Source organism: Neopararhizobium haloflavum, from assembly GCF_002750855.1.
In the GTDB taxonomy this organism is placed as follows: domain Bacteria; phylum Pseudomonadota; class Alphaproteobacteria; order Rhizobiales; family Rhizobiaceae; genus Georhizobium; species Georhizobium haloflavum.
On sequence record NZ_NWUC01000002.1, the window covers coordinates 254,534 to 271,393 of the forward strand.

Sequence of the window (16,860 nt, forward strand, 5' to 3'; positions counted from 1 at the left end):
GCGGGCGCAGCGCTCCACTCGCAAAGCCAGGACAAAATTTGGAAATTGCCGGTTTGCATCCGCCGGACTTTTTGGCTATAGAGGCCCGCAACCGCCGCGGCGACGCTCACGGCACGGTGGGGAATAGGTTAACGGTAGACCCACGGACTCTGACTCCGTTAGTCCTGGTTCGAATCCAGGTTCCCCAGCCAACTTTTCTTCAGACCCTGAAATCATTGAATATTCCGGAAATTCGGGATCCCGTTTCGGCGTCACAGGCGAGCTGATGCCCGAAACTGACGCCCAATGGTGATGCCCACACCGCAGCAGGGCTCGCTCATCCTAGCGGCCCGGAAAGAGGGCACAGTGGGAGCATTTCAGCGGTCATCGCAAAGGTCGAGGCGAAGCTTGTCGATGAGCAAGGAACGGAAATGCGGCAGCATCCCCCCCGCGATGACTCTCGACTGGCCTCCCCAGCTATGGAATGGCGACGCGGCAGACTGGTCGCTCGATCTCTCCGCCGATCTTGCCGACCGGAAGGCTGGACGGATCGACTGGTCCGAAATCGACCTGGGCGTGCTTCTCTCCGGGCCGCCCGACACTTTGCAGCCGCACTTGCCACGACCTGCTCGGCCCATCTTGTTGTAGCCTCGGTGACGCGTTGCCAGTCGAGCGGCCAACTCGGCGATTTCTTGAAGGCCACGAGAAAGGCTTTCGCGGAAACGCGCGATCACGCGCCCAGCATCCTCTTCATCGATGCGTTTGATTCCATTGGCGATCGTGCCCGTTTCTCCGGTCATAGCGCGCAATGTTGCACCGAAGTCGTGAACAACTGTGCTTCGCCATTGATCCGGCTCTGCTGCGTCCCGGATGCCGTGATCAGCATATTGCGATTCCGCTGGCGGACGAGGAGACCCAGGCCGCCATCCTCTACATCCGTGCCAAGGGCATGCCGGGAGAGGAAGATCGCGCCGATATCGCCAGACGGATGGCTTTTTACTCCGGGACCTCGACAATAACCGATCGATGTCGATGTCAGGCCAGAATCCGGAGAACTTCACTCTGCTCGCCAAACTGCTGGGCGCGAAATGCCCGACCGATTTGTTCGCCGTCCAGAGGGACGGATGTACGCGTGGCGCGGCTTTGTATCGCTTAAAGTCACCGCGCAGGGTGCGCAGGTCGGTCTTCAAAAAGATGCGATCCTGCAGCAATCATGATCAACGCGCCGCTGAGTACCGCGCTCCACACCGCCGGGCGGTTGTCAGAGTATCGTAGAACCAGGGGCGACAAGATGAGCCACAATCCGAGGGCAGCTTCGACCCAGTCTTCCCACGGTCGATGTGCCAGCACGCTCGCGAGCGCAATGAACAGCGCGAAGGCTCCACAAAGGAGCAAATTCCCTGTGACGAGCGAATGCTCGATGTTTCCAACGCTTATCGTCATGCCCAAATTCAGGATCCAGGGTGAGATCATGAGCCAGATGCCCACTATCGCGGTGAGCCAGTTCTGCCAGTGATGTTTCGCATACATGATGCTGACCTCCATTCAACGCGTTCGATTATCGGCGAGGCCAGGCCGGCAGGCCTTGATGCGTATCAACGATCCACCGCACCCCTCGAATCTTGCCGAATTCGCGGAGCCCTTCACTCAAGCAGAAGGGGAGCCTGCAATTGATATGGATTAAGGTGAAATCGCTTTGCTGCGCCGAAGATGGCCATCTCTGGAGGCTGTCATGAAACCGATCATGCTTGATCCTGGAACTGCTTTGCTCCTCAGTCTGCTCGTCTTGCTGCTGATTGTCGTTTCAGTCTGGATCGTCGCTTCGCTGTAGCGGGATCGGACGGGCCGACTGCAACAGTGTCGTCGATCAGTTCCATCTGCATCTCCTGGATTTCGGTCAGGCGCTCCCATTGCCGCAGGAGATGATGGTCGAGCTTTTCATGCAGATGGCGGATTTCAAGCTCGGCCTTGAGATTGACCTGGTAGTCGTTTTGCGACCGGAGACGGTCTTTCGTCTCCTGCCGTCTCTGGCTCATCATGATGAGCGGCGCCTGAATCGCTGCGACCAGCGAGAGAAAGAGGTTGAGCAGGATGAAAGGATAGGGATCGAAGGCGTCGGTCCGCAGCAACCATGCATTCGCCGACATCCAGACGATGAGGACAGCGATGAAGGTGAAGATGAATTGCCATGAGCCAACATAGGCGGCAACGGCATCCGCGGACCGTTCGGCCAGACTGACCTTCTCCTCATAATCCCGTTCGATATCAACAGATAGAGTTTCGTCCTGGATCAGACTGGTAACCACCGTGCTGTCGAGCGCCGTCAGTTCTCCGCGCTCCTTGATGATCGTTTCTTCCAGAACGTGACGCCGCGCGCGCTGAAGATCCTCGATGCACAACCACCCGGTATCACGCCAACCGGGATACTCCCGGTCGAGCCATTGGGCGACCGTCGGTCGAAGCCAGGCTGTCGAATAGAGGCGAACCGCACTGCCGTGCCGGCCGCACACGCCGCAGGTTTCCTGGCCCGGCTTCATTGGCGCCTCCGCGCTCTACAACCTGTCTTAAATTCGCCGCAACTCAGGCGCTCTGCAATTGAAATCTATGGCCAGGGGAGCGTCGACATGATCCGTGATAGCATCGTCCGTCAGGGCCAGTGGTTCTTCCGCTGGCGCAGCTATGTGCTTTTGGCGACGATCCCCATCGCTTTCATGACGCTGCGTCGAGGAGAGCCGATCGAGCTCTATTTCGGCGATCGGGCGGATTTCATCTATGAAGGCGTCTGTGTCGCCCTGGCCTTTACCGGTCTGGCGTTGCGCGCCGTGACGGTCGCTCATGCCCCCAAGGGAACGTCAGGGCGGAACACACGGAGCCAAGTTGCCGAGACACTCAACACGACAGGTATGTACTCGCTGACGAGGAATCCACTCTATTTCGGCAACGCAATCATCTACATGGCGATCGCGCTCTTCACTCAGGGTGTCTATTTCGTCATCATCATGGCGCTCTTCCTGATCATCTATCTGGAGCGCATCATTGCAACGGAAGAGGCTTTCCTCTCCGACAAGTTTGGAACCACATACCAAGAGTGGGCCGACCGCGTGCCAGCATTCTTTCCACGGCTCTCCGGCTGGCAGGCGCCGACATTACCGTTCTCGGTCAGAAACGTGTTGCGCCGGGAATATTCCGGCTTCTTCGCAATCATTGCCGCGTTCTTCGCCATCGAAGCGTTCGGCGATGTCCTTTTCCAGGGCCACATCCTCTATGATCCTGTCTGGATAGCGGCATTCATCGGCGGCGGCATCGTCTATCTGGCGCTTCGGTCCTTGAAGAAGCAGACCAGTTGGCTCGACGTGCAGGGACGCTGACGATGTTCTGCGTAAGATCGCTTCTTCAATGCCGCTGCGCCATAAGCACCATATCGAACCGCACGTCGTTCGAATAGATCGGCAATCCCACATCAATGCCGTAGTGCTCGCGCCGAACCACACCGCTCACTCCAAAGACGATGCCGTTGCCGTCGAAGGACTGCATTGTGACATCGAACGATTGGTGACCCTTTGCACCGCGGGCGGTCAACTCACCTTCGACGGTGGCGGCCACAGGGCCGGTCTGGGAAACATGCGTTGATCGGAAGGTGATTGCGCGCTCCCGCGTCGTGTCGAACACGGCATTTGACTTCAAGAACGCGGTGGTTCGCGGTTCGCCAGCTTCGACGCTGGCCGGATCGATGACGATCGATACGGCGGACCGCGCCAGATCCGTCGCATCAATGTCAATCTCGCCCGCAAACCTCGTAAATCGGCCGCGAATGGCACCGCCGACCAGATTCGATAGGGCAAAGTCGATGGTGGATCCACCGGGGATGATCGCATAGTGCCCGCTTGCAGACGATAGGTCCCCCGCATGCGTCGTGCCAGTCGCGAAAACGAACACCGCTAGAACAAGTGCAAGCCTGCGCATCGCCGTTGCTCCTGCCAAGGCTCGGAATTGTCCGCCTGTCAGCACGAATTGGCCAGCTACAGGTGATCACAATCCCGTCAGCGCAATCAATGGCGATGCCCTGGCCGCCAAATGCGACGAAGGAATGGCTGACCAAGTGTCAACTCGTGCCATATTGACGCTCCAACATGAAGCCCAACCAGACCGACACCAAGCCAACCGAGTGCTTCATGCGTTGCCCTCCAAGCACCTTCGGCCGATTCCAGTCTGGTCAGCGGAAGATCTGGAACGATCAGTGTGCCAAAGACCAACGTCGGAATGGCAAGCGTTGAGGCAGAAACCAATGCCCAACCCGTTAGCGGCAGCGCAAGCATGATCGCGTAGAGTGCACCATGCGACATCCTTGATGCATGGCAAAACGCCACCGCGAGATCGGCCGGTTCCACCGGGAATCTGTTTGTGAGCCGCCAGCCGAGCCGAAGAACGATCAGACATAGCAGCAGAAATCCGAGCGATTTATGCAACTGGATCAAGTCGAACGCGCGGCGCTGGTCTTCAACGTCAACCATCGTCACGCCAAGCGCGAATTGGCACACCAATAGGATCGCAATCCCCCAGTGCATGCCGATCGCGATCCAACCGAACGACGTTTTAGAGTTCCGCAGCATGTGGTCATTCTATCCGCTATTTTGCGGCCGGTCACTCGACCCAAAAGCGTGCCCGTCGTCACGCAAGGCCGCGGAACCTCGTCTAGAAAACCGTCCTTTGAGCCTGCCGTGACGCCCTGGATGGTAGCAGACCCGTCAGGACCGCACAGCAAGCGTTAGAACGCTTAGCGCGCCCTTCAAATGACTTCTATTGGTTTCGTCCACGCGCCATCGCTTGGCCCTCAGCCCTGTGATCGCGGATCGTCGACGCGGTCCTTGCGATCAGGTGTGTCAGGCTCTTCGCGGTCGCGGGTATGGCGATCTTTCAAGGTGAACGGGGGCAGCCAGGATTCGCGGCGGATGGTCCATAACTCGTAGGTCGGGACCATCTGATCGGGGGCGTCCAGCGAACCGAGATGAATTTCGATCTCGCCCGGACTGCGCGAGAAGACCGACGAGCCGCAGTCGGGGCAGAAGTAGCGGTCGCCATAGGCGCGCGCTGTTCCGGTGACCCTCACCGCGCCTTCGGGAAAGATGGCGGACGCATGGAAGAGCGCGCCGTGATGTTTTCTGCAATCCATGCAGTGGCACAGACCCACCCTCAAGGGCGAGCCTTCCGCCGTGATCCTTATGTTGCCGCAAAGGCAGCCGCCGCGCACCCGGTCCATCGCCGGAACCCTCCGTCATCCGAGACCGAAACGTTGCGCGCCAAGGCATGTTCCCGCCTTGCTCCGTCGCACCCCAACGCCTCGACGCACCGGCTGAACGTCAGGATGTCACACTACCCTGCCCGCCTGCGCGAGCGCTGAATGGCCTTGGCGAAACGGTCAAATGCCACCAATGCCTGGCGGCGCGCCTTCTCACGATCATGCTCGACCGTGTGCTCGAAAAACGAGCGTTCGAAAAGGTCGTAACGCTCCAGGAACACTTCCGCCACCGCGCCGGCGTCCGGCGCATTCAGCTGATCAACCGCGACCCTGCGCACGGCGACGCCGGCGGCGGGTTCGGGGCGTTGCTGAGCGGCAATATAGGTGCGAATCCATTCCAGATCGGTCAACATGGCACACTCGTGAAAGGCTGTTAACGCATTCTTAAGCATGTGCGCGCCGTCGGCAACCGAGAGTTGAAGCTCTGGTTAATGAATAAAATCTTCCTGATCGACGGTCGTTCATGCCGTTTGTCGCCCACTCACGGGTGAACGCGAAGAACCACCGCGAACGGGCCGCGATCATCGATTCGTTAGACTTGCCTAATACAGGATCTCCGCGCCTAACGAATCTTGTGAGATAGTCGCTATACACAGCCCGTCTGGTCTTGACGCTGTGTGTCCGATGGTGGTCAAAGGCTCCCGTTACCCGAGTGCTCTCCATCCATATCCGCCGGGCACACGCTGTGGCTGGACACGGACCCAAATCCCGCTTTCTGGCGGAGCCAAACGGAAGAACAGACCACGCCGCTCATGGAAGCACTGCTGTTCCGAAAGATCGAACTATGGGTCGGTCTGCTCGTTCTCATCCTGGTCTTCGTCGGCTGGGTCTTCTTCTCGTGGACACTCAAGAACGAGCTGGAATCGCAGCAGGAGCCCGAGGGGATCGGAGCGGCCGCGCTGTCGCTCGCCTCCGTGCCCGACAATCTGGCGCATCTGATCGAAAGCGGGATCGACATCGGTGAGGATGGCACGCTGGTGGAGCGAAACCCGCAAATCCTTTCGGGCGACTACGAGCGCAACCTCAACATAAACGATGCCGACTTTTCCGATGAGGGCTATCTGCTGATATCGGCCTACAGCCATGAGGACCGCATCAATGTCGTCCAGCTGTTCGACATTTCGGCCTCTTCGGTGGTTTGGCAATGGAAGCCCGATCCGCAGGCCGTGGTCGACAGTTCTCCCATGCTTCGGGCGGAGCAGGAACGGGGAACGCTGGATCCGATCGAGACACGCGAGCTCTTTCGCTCGCAGTCGCCTCTGCTTATGGCGGATGGCAGTGTCGTGGTGACGAGCGGCGAAGGGTCGCTGTCACGCTGGTCGGCCTGCGGCGACCTAATATGGGCCAATGATCGCCATTTTCATCACAGCATCGAAACCGCCAACGATGGTGTGATCGTCCCCATCATCGTTGACGACCCGGAGCCTGCCCCCTTCAAGGCCGGCCTTCGTGACGACGGCTATGCCATCGTCGACCGCGACGGCAAGATCATCTCCGAAACCTCGATCCTCGACATCCTCTACGCCAACGGCCGCTTCCATACCGTGCTCGGACGCAATGTCGGTGACGACCCGATACATCTCAACGACGCGGAAATCATCAAGACGAGCGATGCGTTCGTCAGTGCCGGCGACATCATGCTGAGTTCGCGGCATCTCTCAGCGGTCCTGCTCTACCGTCCCTCAAGCAACGAGATCGTGTGGTACAAGGCAGGACCGTGGCTTGCGCAGCACGACATGGACTATCTCGGCGACGGGCGCTTCAGCCTCTACGGGAACGACAACAGCCTGTCGGTGGCCGGCCTGACATGGCCCCACGACCACTCCACGGTCTATATCTACGACATGGCCCGTGATGTGGTCGAAACGCCCTATGACGCCGTCTTTGAGGCGCTCGACATTCGCGATGCGTCCTCCAGCACGCATCGCGTCCTGCGCAACGGAGACGTCTTCGTGGAGAGAAGCACATCCGGGATCCTGTGGCGGTTGTCGCCCGAGGGACCGCGCTGGCACTATGTCAACCGCACCGCGGATGGCATCGGCGCCATGCAATGGTCGCGCTACCTCTATCGTGACGAGATTGACCTGACATGGATGGACGAGACGACATGCGATCAATGACACCCATTCCAGCCCTCGCCGCGCTGATCTTTCTGGCAAGCGCACTGCCGGCTCAGGCCTATATCGGCCCAGGCCTTGGCGCCGGCGCCGTTGCCGCGGTGCTTGGGGTCGTCGGTTCGGTCCTGCTCGGCGTTTTCGCCGTCGTCTATTACCCGATCAAGCGCGCGTTGCGTAAGCGGCGGGCTGCGAAGCCCGAACGGGACTCGGAGAAGAAGCAGTGAGCCAGACCGTCATAGCGCTGCTGCTTATCCTGACCTGCGAGCTCATTCTGGCGACCCCGCTCTTGGAGCGGCTGCGCAGCACACGCAAGCTGGTGGGTCTCATCATTGCCGCGCTCGGTGACCGCCAGCTCAACGACGAGTACAAGGAGCGGCGCATGCTGACCTATTCGCGCATGCTGTTCCTGCTCAATCTCTTCATTCTTTCACTTCTCGCGCTCTACGCCTCGCCCTGGGTTCTCGCCGCCTTGGCACTGCCCGATGTCGGCATCTTGATCCGTGATCCGGGAATGGCGCTGGCGCTGTGCCTCGGATCGATCGCCTATCTGGTTGCCCGGAAAAGGATCTGGCAGTGACGGCCTACGGGTCAACATCCCGTTTGGCGCATCGACTTGCCCTGGCCAACCCGGCCATCGCCGAAGCGGCATTCGACATGGAGCGCCTTGCCGTTGGCAGGAACGTTCCGCCCGCATCGCCGAATGGCCATGTGTTCGTGACGGGCCTGGCGCGAGCAGGAACGACGATCCTGATGCGTGCGCTTCATACGACAGGCGCATTCGCATCCCTCACCTATCGCCACATGCCCTTCGTGCTTGCGCCCAAGCTCTGGGGGAGCGTCTCGCGTCGCTTCGTCAGTTCGAGCGCGCCGACCCTTCGCGCGCACGGCGACAGGATCATGATCGACACCGACAGCCCCGAGGCGCTGGACGAGGTCTTCTGGCGCGTCAATGCCGGCACCGACTACATTGGCGGGGACGCGCTCGTCCCGCATGCGGTCGACGACGAGACCATGGATAGGTTCGCGGCCTATGTCGGGTTGGTCCTTCATGCCGAGCAACGCTCGCGCTATCTGACGAAAAACAACAACAACATCCTCAGACTGGGCGCGCTGCTGGATCGTTTCACCGGTTCAGATTTCCTGGTCCCGTTCCGCGAGCCGGTCCAGCATGCCTTGTCGCTTCGCAAACAACACCATCACCACTGCGCGATACAGTCGGCCGATCCGTTCGTCCGCGATTACATGACATGGCTTGCCCACCACGAGTTCGGCCTCGACCATCGACCGTTCCGCTTCGGCCATGCGGGCCAGACCACCGGTGATCCGGCGGAACTGAACTACTGGCTGAGACACTGGATCGCCTATCACGACCACCTTCTGAGCCACCACGCGGACCGGCCATCGCTGACGCTCGTCTGCTATGAGGACCTGTGCGCCGATCCCGGCGTGTGGGCCGGTCTGACACACCGGCTGGATTTGAAGTGCGACGCCTTGCCGGCATTTCAGATTGCCGCGCCACACCCTGCCGATGAGATCGACCCCGTGCTTGAGGACCGTGCGCAGCGGCTCTACGAGCGAATGCGGATGCTGGCGAGGGCTGCGCATGGATCATCTTGACCATCTCGAAGCGGAAAGCATCCACATCTTCCGCGAAGTGGCGGCCCAGGCCGCCAGGCCGGTGATGCTTTATTCCATCGGCAAGGACAGCAGCGTGATGCTGCACCTGGCCCTCAAGGCCTTCCACCCGGACCGACCGCGCTTTCCCCTGCTGCATGTCGACACCACCTGGAAATTCGCCGAGATGATCCGCTTTCGTGATGCGCGCGTGCGTCAGTTGGGTCTCGATCTCATCGTTCAGGTCAACGAGCAGGGCGTGCGCGACGGCGTCGGTCCGTTTTCTCACGGCGCCGACCGGCACACCGAGGTGATGAAGACCGAGGCACTGATTCAGGCTCTGGACAAGGGCGGGTTCGATGCCGCCTTCGGGGGCGCGCGGCGCGATGAAGAGGCCAGCCGCTCCAAGGAACGGATCCTGTCGTTCCGCTCGCGCGCGCACCAATGGGACGTCAAGAAGCAGCGGCCGGAGATGTGGAGCCTTTACAACGGCCGGGTCAATCCGGGCGAGAGCGTCCGCGTCTTCCCGCTGTCGAACTGGACCGAACTGGACGTGTGGCGCTATGTCAGGCGTGAGAACATCCCCGTCGTTCCCCTTTATTTCGCCAGCAAGCGGCCCGTCGTCGAACGCCAGGGCTCCCTGATCATGGTCGATGACGAACGCATGCCGCTGAGACCGGAGGAGCGCGTGCAGCACCGTACGGTGCGCTTTCGAACGCTTGGCTGCTACCCGCTGACCGGTGCGATCGAAAGCGAGGCGGCGAGCGTCGACGCGATCATCGAGGAGATGGCGGCTTCGCGCACGAGCGAGAGGCAGGGCCGGCTGATCGACCGTCCGGACGGCACATCGATGGAAGCCAAGAAGCGCGCGGGCTATTTCTGATGGCCGCGTCTCCCAAGCCCAGCGAGCAGTCCCATGTTCGCATGATGATGTGCGGTTCGGTCGACGACGGCAAGTCAACGCTTCTCGGCCGGATGCTGCTGGACTGCGGAGCAGTTTTCGATGACCAGCTGCATCGTCTCAGCGACGAATCGCGGCGATACGGCACCACCGGGAAAGACCGGATCGATCCCGCGCTTCTTCTTGACGGGCTCGCGGACGAAAGGCAGCAAGGCATCACCATCGACGTCGCCTATCGCTATTTCGCGACGCGGCGGCGCGCCTTCATCGTGGCCGACACGCCGGGCCATGAGCAGTACACCCGCAACATGGCAACGGCCGCCTCGACCGCCGAGCTTGCAGTGCTTCTGGTTGACGTGCGCAAGGGGCTGGTCGCGCAGACACGGCGGCACATGCACATCGTCCAGCTTCTCGGCGTAAGAAGACTCGTGCTCGCGATCAACAAGATGGACCTTGCCGCTTTCAGCGAAGCCGCCTATCGCGCGGTCGATCAACAATTCGCCGCCTTTGCAGAGGAACGCGGGATCGATGATTTCGTAAGCGTCCCGGTGTCCGCCCTTTCGGGCGACAACGTGGTCGTCCGCTCCTCCTCGATGCCCTGGTTCGATGGCCCGACGCTTCTGGACGCTCTGGAAGCGCCTGAACGCTCCCGCCTCGACGCGGCAGGGCCGGCGCGGTTTCCGGTTCAAATGGTCTGCCGGCCCGACAGCTCGTTTCGCGGCTTCCAGGGGACGGTGAGAGGCGGCAGCCTTTCCGTGGGGCAACGGCTCATTGCGCTGCCATCGGGACGCCAGGCATCAATTGCGCGGGTCACAACGATGGATGGTGATCTTGAGGTGGCGGCGGCGGGCCGGGCCGTGACGCTGGTTCTCGACGACGAGATCGACATCGTTCGCGGCGACGTGCTCGCGCCGGTCGAGGCGCGTCCAGAGGTTGCGGACCAGTTCACCGCCCATATGGTCTGGATGGACGAGCAACCCATGCTGCCCGGCCGGCGCTATCTGCTGCGCATCGGCGCAAGGACGGTCAACGTCCAGGTCACCGACATCAAGTACCGCATCGATGTGGAGAGCCAGCGAAAGCTCGCCGCCCGGACGCTTTCATCGAACGATATCGCCGTGTGCAATCTGTCGCTCGATCAAGCCGTTCCGTTCGATCCTTATCGCGTCAACCGCGATACGGGCGGGTTCATCTTCATCGATCCGGAGACCAACGCGACGCTGGGATGCGGCATGATCGATCACTCGCTGCGCCGGTCGAGCAATGTCCATCGGCAAGCAATGCGCATCGATCGCGCCGCGCGCTCGGCCCAGAACCGGCACCGTCCCTGCATCCTGTGGTTCACCGGCTTGTCCGGCGCCGGCAAGTCGACCGTCGCCGATGCCGTGGAACAACGACTGTTTTCCATGGGATGCCGGACGATGTCGCTCGATGGCGACAATGTTCGCCAGGGACTCAACCGTGACCTTGGCTTTACCGTCGAGGATCGCGTCGAGAATATACGTCGCGTCGCCGAAGTGGCGCGATTGATGCTCGATGCCGGGCTTATCACGCTCGTCAGCTTCATTTCACCCTTCCGCAGCGAACGCGAACTCGCCCGCTCGCTGGCAGGCGACGGCACCTTCCTGGAAATCTTCGTGGATGCGCCGCTCCGTGTCTGCGAAGAAAGAGATCCCAAGGGGCTCTACCGAAAGGCACGGTCGGGCAGCATCCCCAATTTCACGGGCATCGGCAGCCCCTACGAGGCGCCGACCGATCCGGAGCTGCGGCTGCAGACGGATCGGAGCGACGTGGAGAGCCTGGCCGAGCGGGTCATTGCCCTGCTTGCGCAACGTGGTGTTATCGATCCGTAATCCGCAGCCATCCAGCCGGATCACCCGAAACACCTTGAACCTCGCGCCCTTCCCTGCGTTATGGAGACATCAGCAAGGGGATTTGCGTGGAATCATTCGTTCAGGGTCTTATCGAGCAGTTCGGTGTCTTCGGCATTGCGCTGCTGATGTTTCTGGAAAACATCTTCCCGCCCATTCCTTCCGAACTGATCATGCCGCTAGCCGGCTATCGATCGGCGCAGGGCGACATCTCGATCTTCCTCGTCATCGCCGCAGGCAGCGTGGGTTCGCTGCTGGGCATTTTGCCCTGGTACGTGGCTGGCCGGAAACTGGGGGAGCGCCGATTGAAGCGGCTGGCGCGCGACCATGGGCGCTGGCTGACGATGACGCCCGACGACGTGCACCGCGCCAACCTCTGGTTCAAGCATCGCGGCCCGCCCGCCGTTCTCTTCGGCCGGCTGGTGCCGACCGTGCGAACGCTGATCTCCGTGCCGGCGGGGCTGGCGCGCATGCCTTTCGGCCAGTTCCTCGCCTATTCGGCGATCGGCACGGTGGCGTGGACCTCGGCGCTGGCCTTCGCCGGCTTCCTGCTCGGTCAGGCCTATGAGACGGTGGAAGCCTATGTTGGGCCGGTTTCCAATGCGATCGTCATCCTCGCGGTCGGCTACTACATCTACCGGGTCGTCACATTCGACGCCAACCACGGCCAGAAGCCCGAAACCGACTGACGGGGTCCTTCGCGAGCCGGTTGAAAGGAAGCGTGCGAGATCAATCGAGATCCAGCGGGGGCGTCACACCTTGCGGGTCCTCCAGCTCCCACCAGCTCCGCCACCTGCCGTTCTCACGCGCCAGCATCAGGAAGTTGCGGCGTGCCGTGTAGATCGTATCCCTGCCAGGCAGAGGGTGAATGCGGATGGGATGTCCTTTCAGCGGCGTCTCGCCCAGTCGGGCAAGCGTGCCGAGCGCCCGTGCATAAAGTTCGGGCGGCGGGGGATGGGTGATGCCGGAGGCGACGAGCTGGTGAAGCGGCCCGCTCGGATCGTCCAGCGTCGCGCGGGTCGCCAGATGGATTTCGCCAGAGACCACCGTGACGCGGTTGCCCGGCCGGCTGTGCGTTTCGAGCAGCAGACGTAGGAGCCGGCGCCACTCGCTGCGATGCGTGCGACTTTGCCACTGGTCGCGCAGGTCGTCCTCGTATTTCTCCATGGTCGGCGTCATGCGCATCAGTGTTTCGATGAGCGAGAGGCGCGGACCGAGTGCGGGCACGCTGCTGACGAGAAGCGTGCGGCCCTTTACGCCCTTCAAGGCCTGCTCGAGACTTTGCCAACCATTTTCGCCCATGATCTGCCGGCGACGGCGCTCCGAGCGCAGGTCCGGCGCAACGATATGCAGATCCGGCAAGGCGACATGCCAGCCGAGCGCCGCGCCGGTCGGGTCCATCAGATGGCTGGGCAGCGCATGCGGCGAGCCGCCGAGCTGGAACAACAGGAAATAATCGCGCGCGATCTCGAAAACAGCGCGGCCGACCGGCGAATCGAGCTTGCGATCGGGCAGTGAACCCCAGCCGTCGCAGATGTCGTGATCATCCCACATCGCGAGCGAGGGCACCTGAGCCAGCATGTGCGCCAGTTGCGGCTGTCCGTAGAGTTCGAGATAGCGCTGAAGAAGCGCGCGCGACAGCGCCTCGCGGATGGCGGTGATCTCAGCACCAGCATCGTTGCCGGGATCGCCGTTCTCCTCGCCCCACTCGCGCGTTACCGGATGGACGTCGAGGATCTCGTCGGCATAAATCTGATCGCCGCCATGCAGGATCAGGTTGACCGGGGCCTTGGCGTGACGCTCGGCAAGGCGGCTCCAAAGGACGTTGCGCTCTTCGGGCGAGCGATCGCGATCGCCATGCTCCTGCCCGTTGCAGGAAACGAACGCAATGCGCAGATCCTCGCCGAGGCGCGTGTCGATCGTATAGCGCCGTCCCTCTATCTCGTACCAGGCGGCCGCCTCCATCGGCAGAACGAGGGCATATTGGTGGATGGCGACGCCGTGGCGCATGAGAAGCGGCGTCGAGCCGACGGGACCGGTGGCGACATTGAGCGGGGGTGGGGCGACCTCCGCCGGACGAACGAGCACGACGACAAGCGCGATCCCTTCCGAGACCTGCCCGCGCAGGTGAAGCATCGGGCCGGTGGCAGCGGCAAGGTCGGCGAGTTGAGCGTCGTCGGCAAGATCGGTCAATTCGGAAGTCCGGTGCTGGGATGGACGGCGGCGGCGCGATGCCTGGCGGCATGGAACAACGCCGGCGCCCTTCAGCCGGCTCACGCAATTTAGGGATGTGGCGCCGTCCCGACAAGGCCGCGTGGACTTTGCGGCGCGGCCGGTTCTAGGCGCTGGAAACGCTGTCGTCGTCAAATGGGGCGACGTTGACCCGCCGGGCGAGCATGAAGGCATCGGCGACATGAACCAGCGGCGACAGGTCAACATCGCTGGTGCCGGTAGCGATCAGATTGGCGAAACGGGCATAGAGACCATCATATTCACGATCATCGCCTGCATGCCGCTTTGCCCCGTCGATGGCCAGCCGAGCACCGCCATCGGAAAGCTTCAAGGTGCCGTCATCGGTGACCACATCGATGTCCCACGTCTGGGGACCCTCCTGGCGCCAGTCGAACACCGCCTCGACAACTGCGCCGCGCCCGTTAGCAAAATCGACCCGTGCGGCGATCGGCGCATCGCGCCCTTGCGGAAACGACAATTCCGACGTCGTCACGTGGACGGGATGCGGCAGGATCGCCGTCAGGATGGAAAGGGCGTTGATGCCGGGATCGAAGACGCCCAGGCCACCGGCCTGCCATACCCAGTCCTGACCCGGATGCCAGCGCCGGACGTCTTCCTTCCACACGATGCTGACGTGCCGGACCGCGCGCTCCTTCAGCCATTGCCGGGCATCGTCCACCGCGTGCGCATAGCGCGAATGCCAGCTGGCGAAGAGCGTGCATCCCTTGTCGGTGGCCAGCCACTGCAAGGCCCTGACCTCGGCGATCGTCGCGCCGGGCGGCTTTTCCAGCATGACGTGCCGGCCAGCCAGAAGCGCCGCATGCGCGGCCTCGAACCTGACCTGAGGCGGCATGCAGAGCGCCAGGGCAGGAATGTCGGGCCGCGCCTCGAGAAGCGCACCGACGGTGGAGAAATTCTCCACGCCATCGACATGCGCATTGCGGCTGACGACGGCCGCGAGCCGGAACGTCGGCGATCTTTCGATCGACGGCATGTGCTGATCGCGTGCGATCTTCCCGACGCCGACAATGGCAACGGGGATTTCGGTCTCAGTGGCTGTCACGCGGCACCGCCTTCCCCCGCTGGCCCTTCAGAAAATCGAAATCGGCGCCGGTATCGGCCCCCTGGACGTGGGTGTGAAAGAGCCGCGCATAACCGCTTTCCGGCGCCTTGACCGGTGACTGCCATCTGGCGAGGCGGCTGGCGATCTCCTCGTCGGGAACGTCGAGATGGAGGCGCCGGCCGGGCACATCGATCTCGATCATGTCGCCGGATCTGACGATCGCCAGCGGTCCGCCGACGGCCGCCTCGGGGGAGGTGTGGAGGATGACCGTGCCGTAGGCCGTGCCGGACATGCGCGCATCGGAGATGCGCACCATGTCCTTGATTCCCTTTTTCAGGACCTTGGGCGGCAGTCCCATATTGCCGACCTCGGCCATGCCCGGATAGCCGCGCGGCCCGCAATTCTTCATGACCATGACGCAGGTCTCGTCGACATCGAGCGCATCGTCGTTGATCCTTGCCTTGTAATCGTCGATGTCCTCGAAGACGACGGCGCGGCCGCGATGCGTCAGGAGATGCGGGCTGGCGGCCGAGGGTTTGAGTACGGCGCCCTGCGGAGCGAGATTGCCCTTCAGGACGGCGATGCCGCCCTGCCCCGTCAAGGCCCGCTCGACCGGCAGGATGACATCCTCGTTCCAGTTTTTTACCTCGCGGACTTCGTTCCAGACCCCCCGGCCGGAGACCGTGAGAGCGTCGCGGTGGAGCAGTCCGGCCTCACCGAGCCGACGGATCACCACCGGCAGCCCGCCTGCATAGAAGAATTCCTCCATCAGATAGCGCCCGGACGGCATGAGATTGACGATCGTCGGGATGTCGCGGCCGAGCCGGTCCCAATCATCAAGCGTCAGGTCGACGCCGACGCGCCCGGCAAGCGCCAGAAGGTGAATGACCGCGTTGGTAGAGCCGCCGATCGCACCGTTGACGCGAATGGCGTTCTCAAAGGCCTCGCGCGTCAGGACATCTGAGGGCTTGAGGTCGTCCTTGACCATATCGACGATCCGCCGGCCCGTCAGATGGGCCATGACGCGGCGACGGCTGTCGACGGCGGGAATCGCGGCATTGCCGGACAATGCCATGCCGAGCGCTTCGGCCATCGAGGCCATCGTCGAGGCGGTGCCCATGGTGTTGCACGATCCGGGGCTGCGCGACATCGCCTGCTCGGCCTCCAGGAAATCGTCGCTCGACATATTGCCGGCCTTGACGTCTTCCGACATTTGCCAGAGCGCCGTGCCAGAGCCGACCCGCTCGCCCCGGAACCAGCCGTTGAGCATCGGTCCGCCGGAGACGGCGATCGCCGGGATATCGACGCTTGCCGCCCCCATGAGGAGCGCAGGCGTGGTCTTGTCACACCCGACCATGAGCACGACGCCGTCAAGCGGGTTGGCGCGAAGGGCCTCCTCGACATCCATGGAGGCAAGATTGCGGTACATCATGGCCGATGGCCGCAGTGAGCTTTCACCCGTGGAGAAAACGGGGAACTCCACCGGCAGACCGCCGGCCTCGTAGATGCCGTGCTTGACCCGTTGTGCCAGATCGCGCAGATGCGCGTTGCACGGTGTCAGCTCCGACCAGGTGTTGCAGATCCCGATCACCGGCCTGCCGTCGAAAAGGTCGGCCGGCAAGCCCTGGTTCTTCATCCAGGAGCGATGATAGATGTGATCACGGGACGTGCCGCCATACCATTCGGTCGATCGCAGCTTGCGCGGCCAGGATGCCTTCTTGAACGTCATGTGGGTCGATACCTTCTCGAACGACGCCAGGATCGCGGCGGACAACCTGCAACCATTC

General features: G+C 62.1%; 19 protein-coding genes and 1 tRNA gene. 11 read left to right on the top strand and 9 right to left on the bottom strand.

Features of this window, described 5'->3' with window-relative positions; genetic code table 11:
* The first annotated feature begins 117 nt into the window (after nucleotides 1-117).
* The 3 genes from CN673_RS05620 to CN673_RS21550 all read left to right on the top strand — a co-directional run bounded on the left by CN673_RS05620 (nucleotide 118) and on the right by CN673_RS21550 (nucleotide 998).
* Nucleotides 118-191 (top strand) — tRNA-Gln (locus tag CN673_RS05620).
* Between the two features lie 202 nt (nucleotides 192-393).
* Nucleotides 394-627, top strand: coding sequence for a hypothetical protein (locus CN673_RS21275; RefSeq protein ID WP_245409795.1), 234 nt, complete (start codon nucleotides 394-396; stop codon nucleotides 625-627).
* Nucleotides 628-632: 5 nt separating this feature from the next.
* Nucleotides 633-998, top strand: a complete 366-nt coding sequence (locus tag CN673_RS21550; protein ID WP_370853013.1) for a P-loop NTPase family protein — start codon at nucleotides 633-635, stop codon at nucleotides 996-998.
* Between the two features lie 139 nt (nucleotides 999-1,137).
* Here the strand turns inward: CN673_RS21550 and CN673_RS05630 are convergent, their stop codons facing one another.
* On the bottom strand, nucleotides 1,138-1,509 hold the full coding sequence (locus CN673_RS05630; RefSeq protein WP_157928812.1) for an SPW repeat protein: 372 nt from the start codon (nucleotides 1,507-1,509) through the stop codon (nucleotides 1,138-1,140).
* A 242-nt stretch (nucleotides 1,510-1,751) separates the two neighbouring features.
* On the bottom strand, nucleotides 1,752-2,516 hold the full coding sequence (locus tag CN673_RS05635; RefSeq protein ID WP_099865269.1) for a DUF1003 domain-containing protein: 765 nt from the start codon (nucleotides 2,514-2,516) through the stop codon (nucleotides 1,752-1,754).
* A gap of 87 nt (nucleotides 2,517-2,603) precedes the next feature.
* Here CN673_RS05635 and CN673_RS05640 point away from each other — a divergent pair, with 87 nt between their 5' ends.
* Complete coding sequence (locus CN673_RS05640) at nucleotides 2,604-3,347, top strand: methyltransferase family protein (RefSeq protein WP_099865270.1); 744 nt, start codon at nucleotides 2,604-2,606, stop codon at nucleotides 3,345-3,347.
* 25 nt (nucleotides 3,348-3,372) lie between these two features.
* Here CN673_RS05640 and CN673_RS05645 read toward each other — a convergent pair whose 3' ends face one another.
* From CN673_RS05645 to CN673_RS05660, 4 genes are all read right to left on the bottom strand, one after another.
* Nucleotides 3,373-3,942 (bottom strand): YceI family protein, encoded by a 570-nt coding sequence (locus CN673_RS05645; protein WP_099865271.1) that lies wholly within the window; start codon nucleotides 3,940-3,942, stop codon nucleotides 3,373-3,375.
* Between the two features lie 86 nt (nucleotides 3,943-4,028).
* Nucleotides 4,029-4,589 (bottom strand): cytochrome b, encoded by a 561-nt coding sequence (locus CN673_RS05650; RefSeq protein ID WP_099865272.1) that lies wholly within the window; start codon nucleotides 4,587-4,589, stop codon nucleotides 4,029-4,031.
* A gap of 221 nt (nucleotides 4,590-4,810) precedes the next feature.
* Nucleotides 4,811-5,236 (bottom strand): GFA family protein, encoded by a 426-nt coding sequence (locus CN673_RS05655; protein ID WP_099865273.1) that lies wholly within the window; start codon nucleotides 5,234-5,236, stop codon nucleotides 4,811-4,813.
* Nucleotides 5,237-5,349: 113 nt separating this feature from the next.
* Entirely contained in the window at nucleotides 5,350-5,628 is a 279-nt protein-coding gene (locus CN673_RS05660) for a hypothetical protein (RefSeq protein WP_099865274.1), read from the bottom strand.
* A 399-nt stretch (nucleotides 5,629-6,027) separates the two neighbouring features.
* Here CN673_RS05660 and CN673_RS05665 point away from each other — a divergent pair, with 399 nt between their 5' ends.
* The 7 genes from CN673_RS05665 to CN673_RS05695 all read left to right on the top strand — a co-directional run bounded on the left by CN673_RS05665 (nucleotide 6,028) and on the right by CN673_RS05695 (nucleotide 12,467).
* Entirely contained in the window at nucleotides 6,028-7,395 is a 1,368-nt protein-coding gene (locus tag CN673_RS05665) for an arylsulfotransferase family protein (protein WP_099865275.1), read from the top strand.
* Nucleotides 7,392-7,616, top strand: coding sequence for a hypothetical protein (locus CN673_RS05670; protein WP_099865276.1), 225 nt, complete (start codon nucleotides 7,392-7,394; stop codon nucleotides 7,614-7,616). Before CN673_RS05665 ends, CN673_RS05670 begins: the two co-directional genes overlap by 4 nt.
* A complete protein-coding gene (locus CN673_RS05675; RefSeq protein WP_099865277.1) occupies nucleotides 7,613-7,969 on the top strand; it encodes a hypothetical protein in 357 nt (118 codons plus the stop codon). The genes CN673_RS05670 and CN673_RS05675 overlap by 4 nt, the downstream gene beginning before the upstream one ends.
* Complete coding sequence (locus CN673_RS05680) at nucleotides 7,966-9,009, top strand: sulfotransferase (RefSeq protein ID WP_099865278.1); 1,044 nt, start codon at nucleotides 7,966-7,968, stop codon at nucleotides 9,007-9,009. The genes CN673_RS05675 and CN673_RS05680 overlap by 4 nt, the downstream gene beginning before the upstream one ends.
* Nucleotides 8,996-9,889, top strand: coding sequence for a sulfate adenylyltransferase subunit CysD (cysD, locus tag CN673_RS05685; RefSeq protein WP_099865279.1), 894 nt, complete (start codon nucleotides 8,996-8,998; stop codon nucleotides 9,887-9,889). The genes CN673_RS05680 and cysD overlap by 14 nt, the downstream gene beginning before the upstream one ends.
* A complete protein-coding gene (gene cysC / locus CN673_RS05690; protein WP_099865280.1) occupies nucleotides 9,889-11,760 on the top strand; it encodes an adenylyl-sulfate kinase in 1,872 nt (623 codons plus the stop codon). Before cysD ends, cysC begins: the two co-directional genes overlap by 1 nt.
* An 86-nt stretch (nucleotides 11,761-11,846) precedes the next feature.
* Nucleotides 11,847-12,467, top strand: coding sequence for a DedA family protein (locus CN673_RS05695; RefSeq protein WP_099865281.1), 621 nt, complete (start codon nucleotides 11,847-11,849; stop codon nucleotides 12,465-12,467).
* A 40-nt stretch (nucleotides 12,468-12,507) separates the two neighbouring features.
* Here the strand turns inward: CN673_RS05695 and CN673_RS05700 are convergent, their stop codons facing one another.
* From CN673_RS05700 to araD, 3 genes are all read right to left on the bottom strand, one after another.
* Nucleotides 12,508-13,971: an alkaline phosphatase D family protein gene (locus tag CN673_RS05700; protein WP_198585904.1), complete on the bottom strand. Its 1,464-nt coding sequence runs from the start codon at nucleotides 13,969-13,971 to the stop codon at nucleotides 12,508-12,510.
* A gap of 145 nt (nucleotides 13,972-14,116) precedes the next feature.
* A complete protein-coding gene (locus CN673_RS05705; protein ID WP_198585905.1) occupies nucleotides 14,117-15,073 on the bottom strand; it encodes a Gfo/Idh/MocA family protein in 957 nt (318 codons plus the stop codon).
* The gene (araD, locus tag CN673_RS05710) at nucleotides 15,060-16,802 is read right to left on the bottom strand and encodes an L-arabinonate dehydratase (RefSeq protein ID WP_099865614.1); all 1,743 of its coding nucleotides are present in this window, start codon (nucleotides 16,800-16,802) and stop codon (nucleotides 15,060-15,062) included. The genes CN673_RS05705 and araD overlap by 14 nt, the downstream gene beginning before the upstream one ends.
* Between the last annotated feature and the right edge of the window lie 58 nt (nucleotides 16,803-16,860).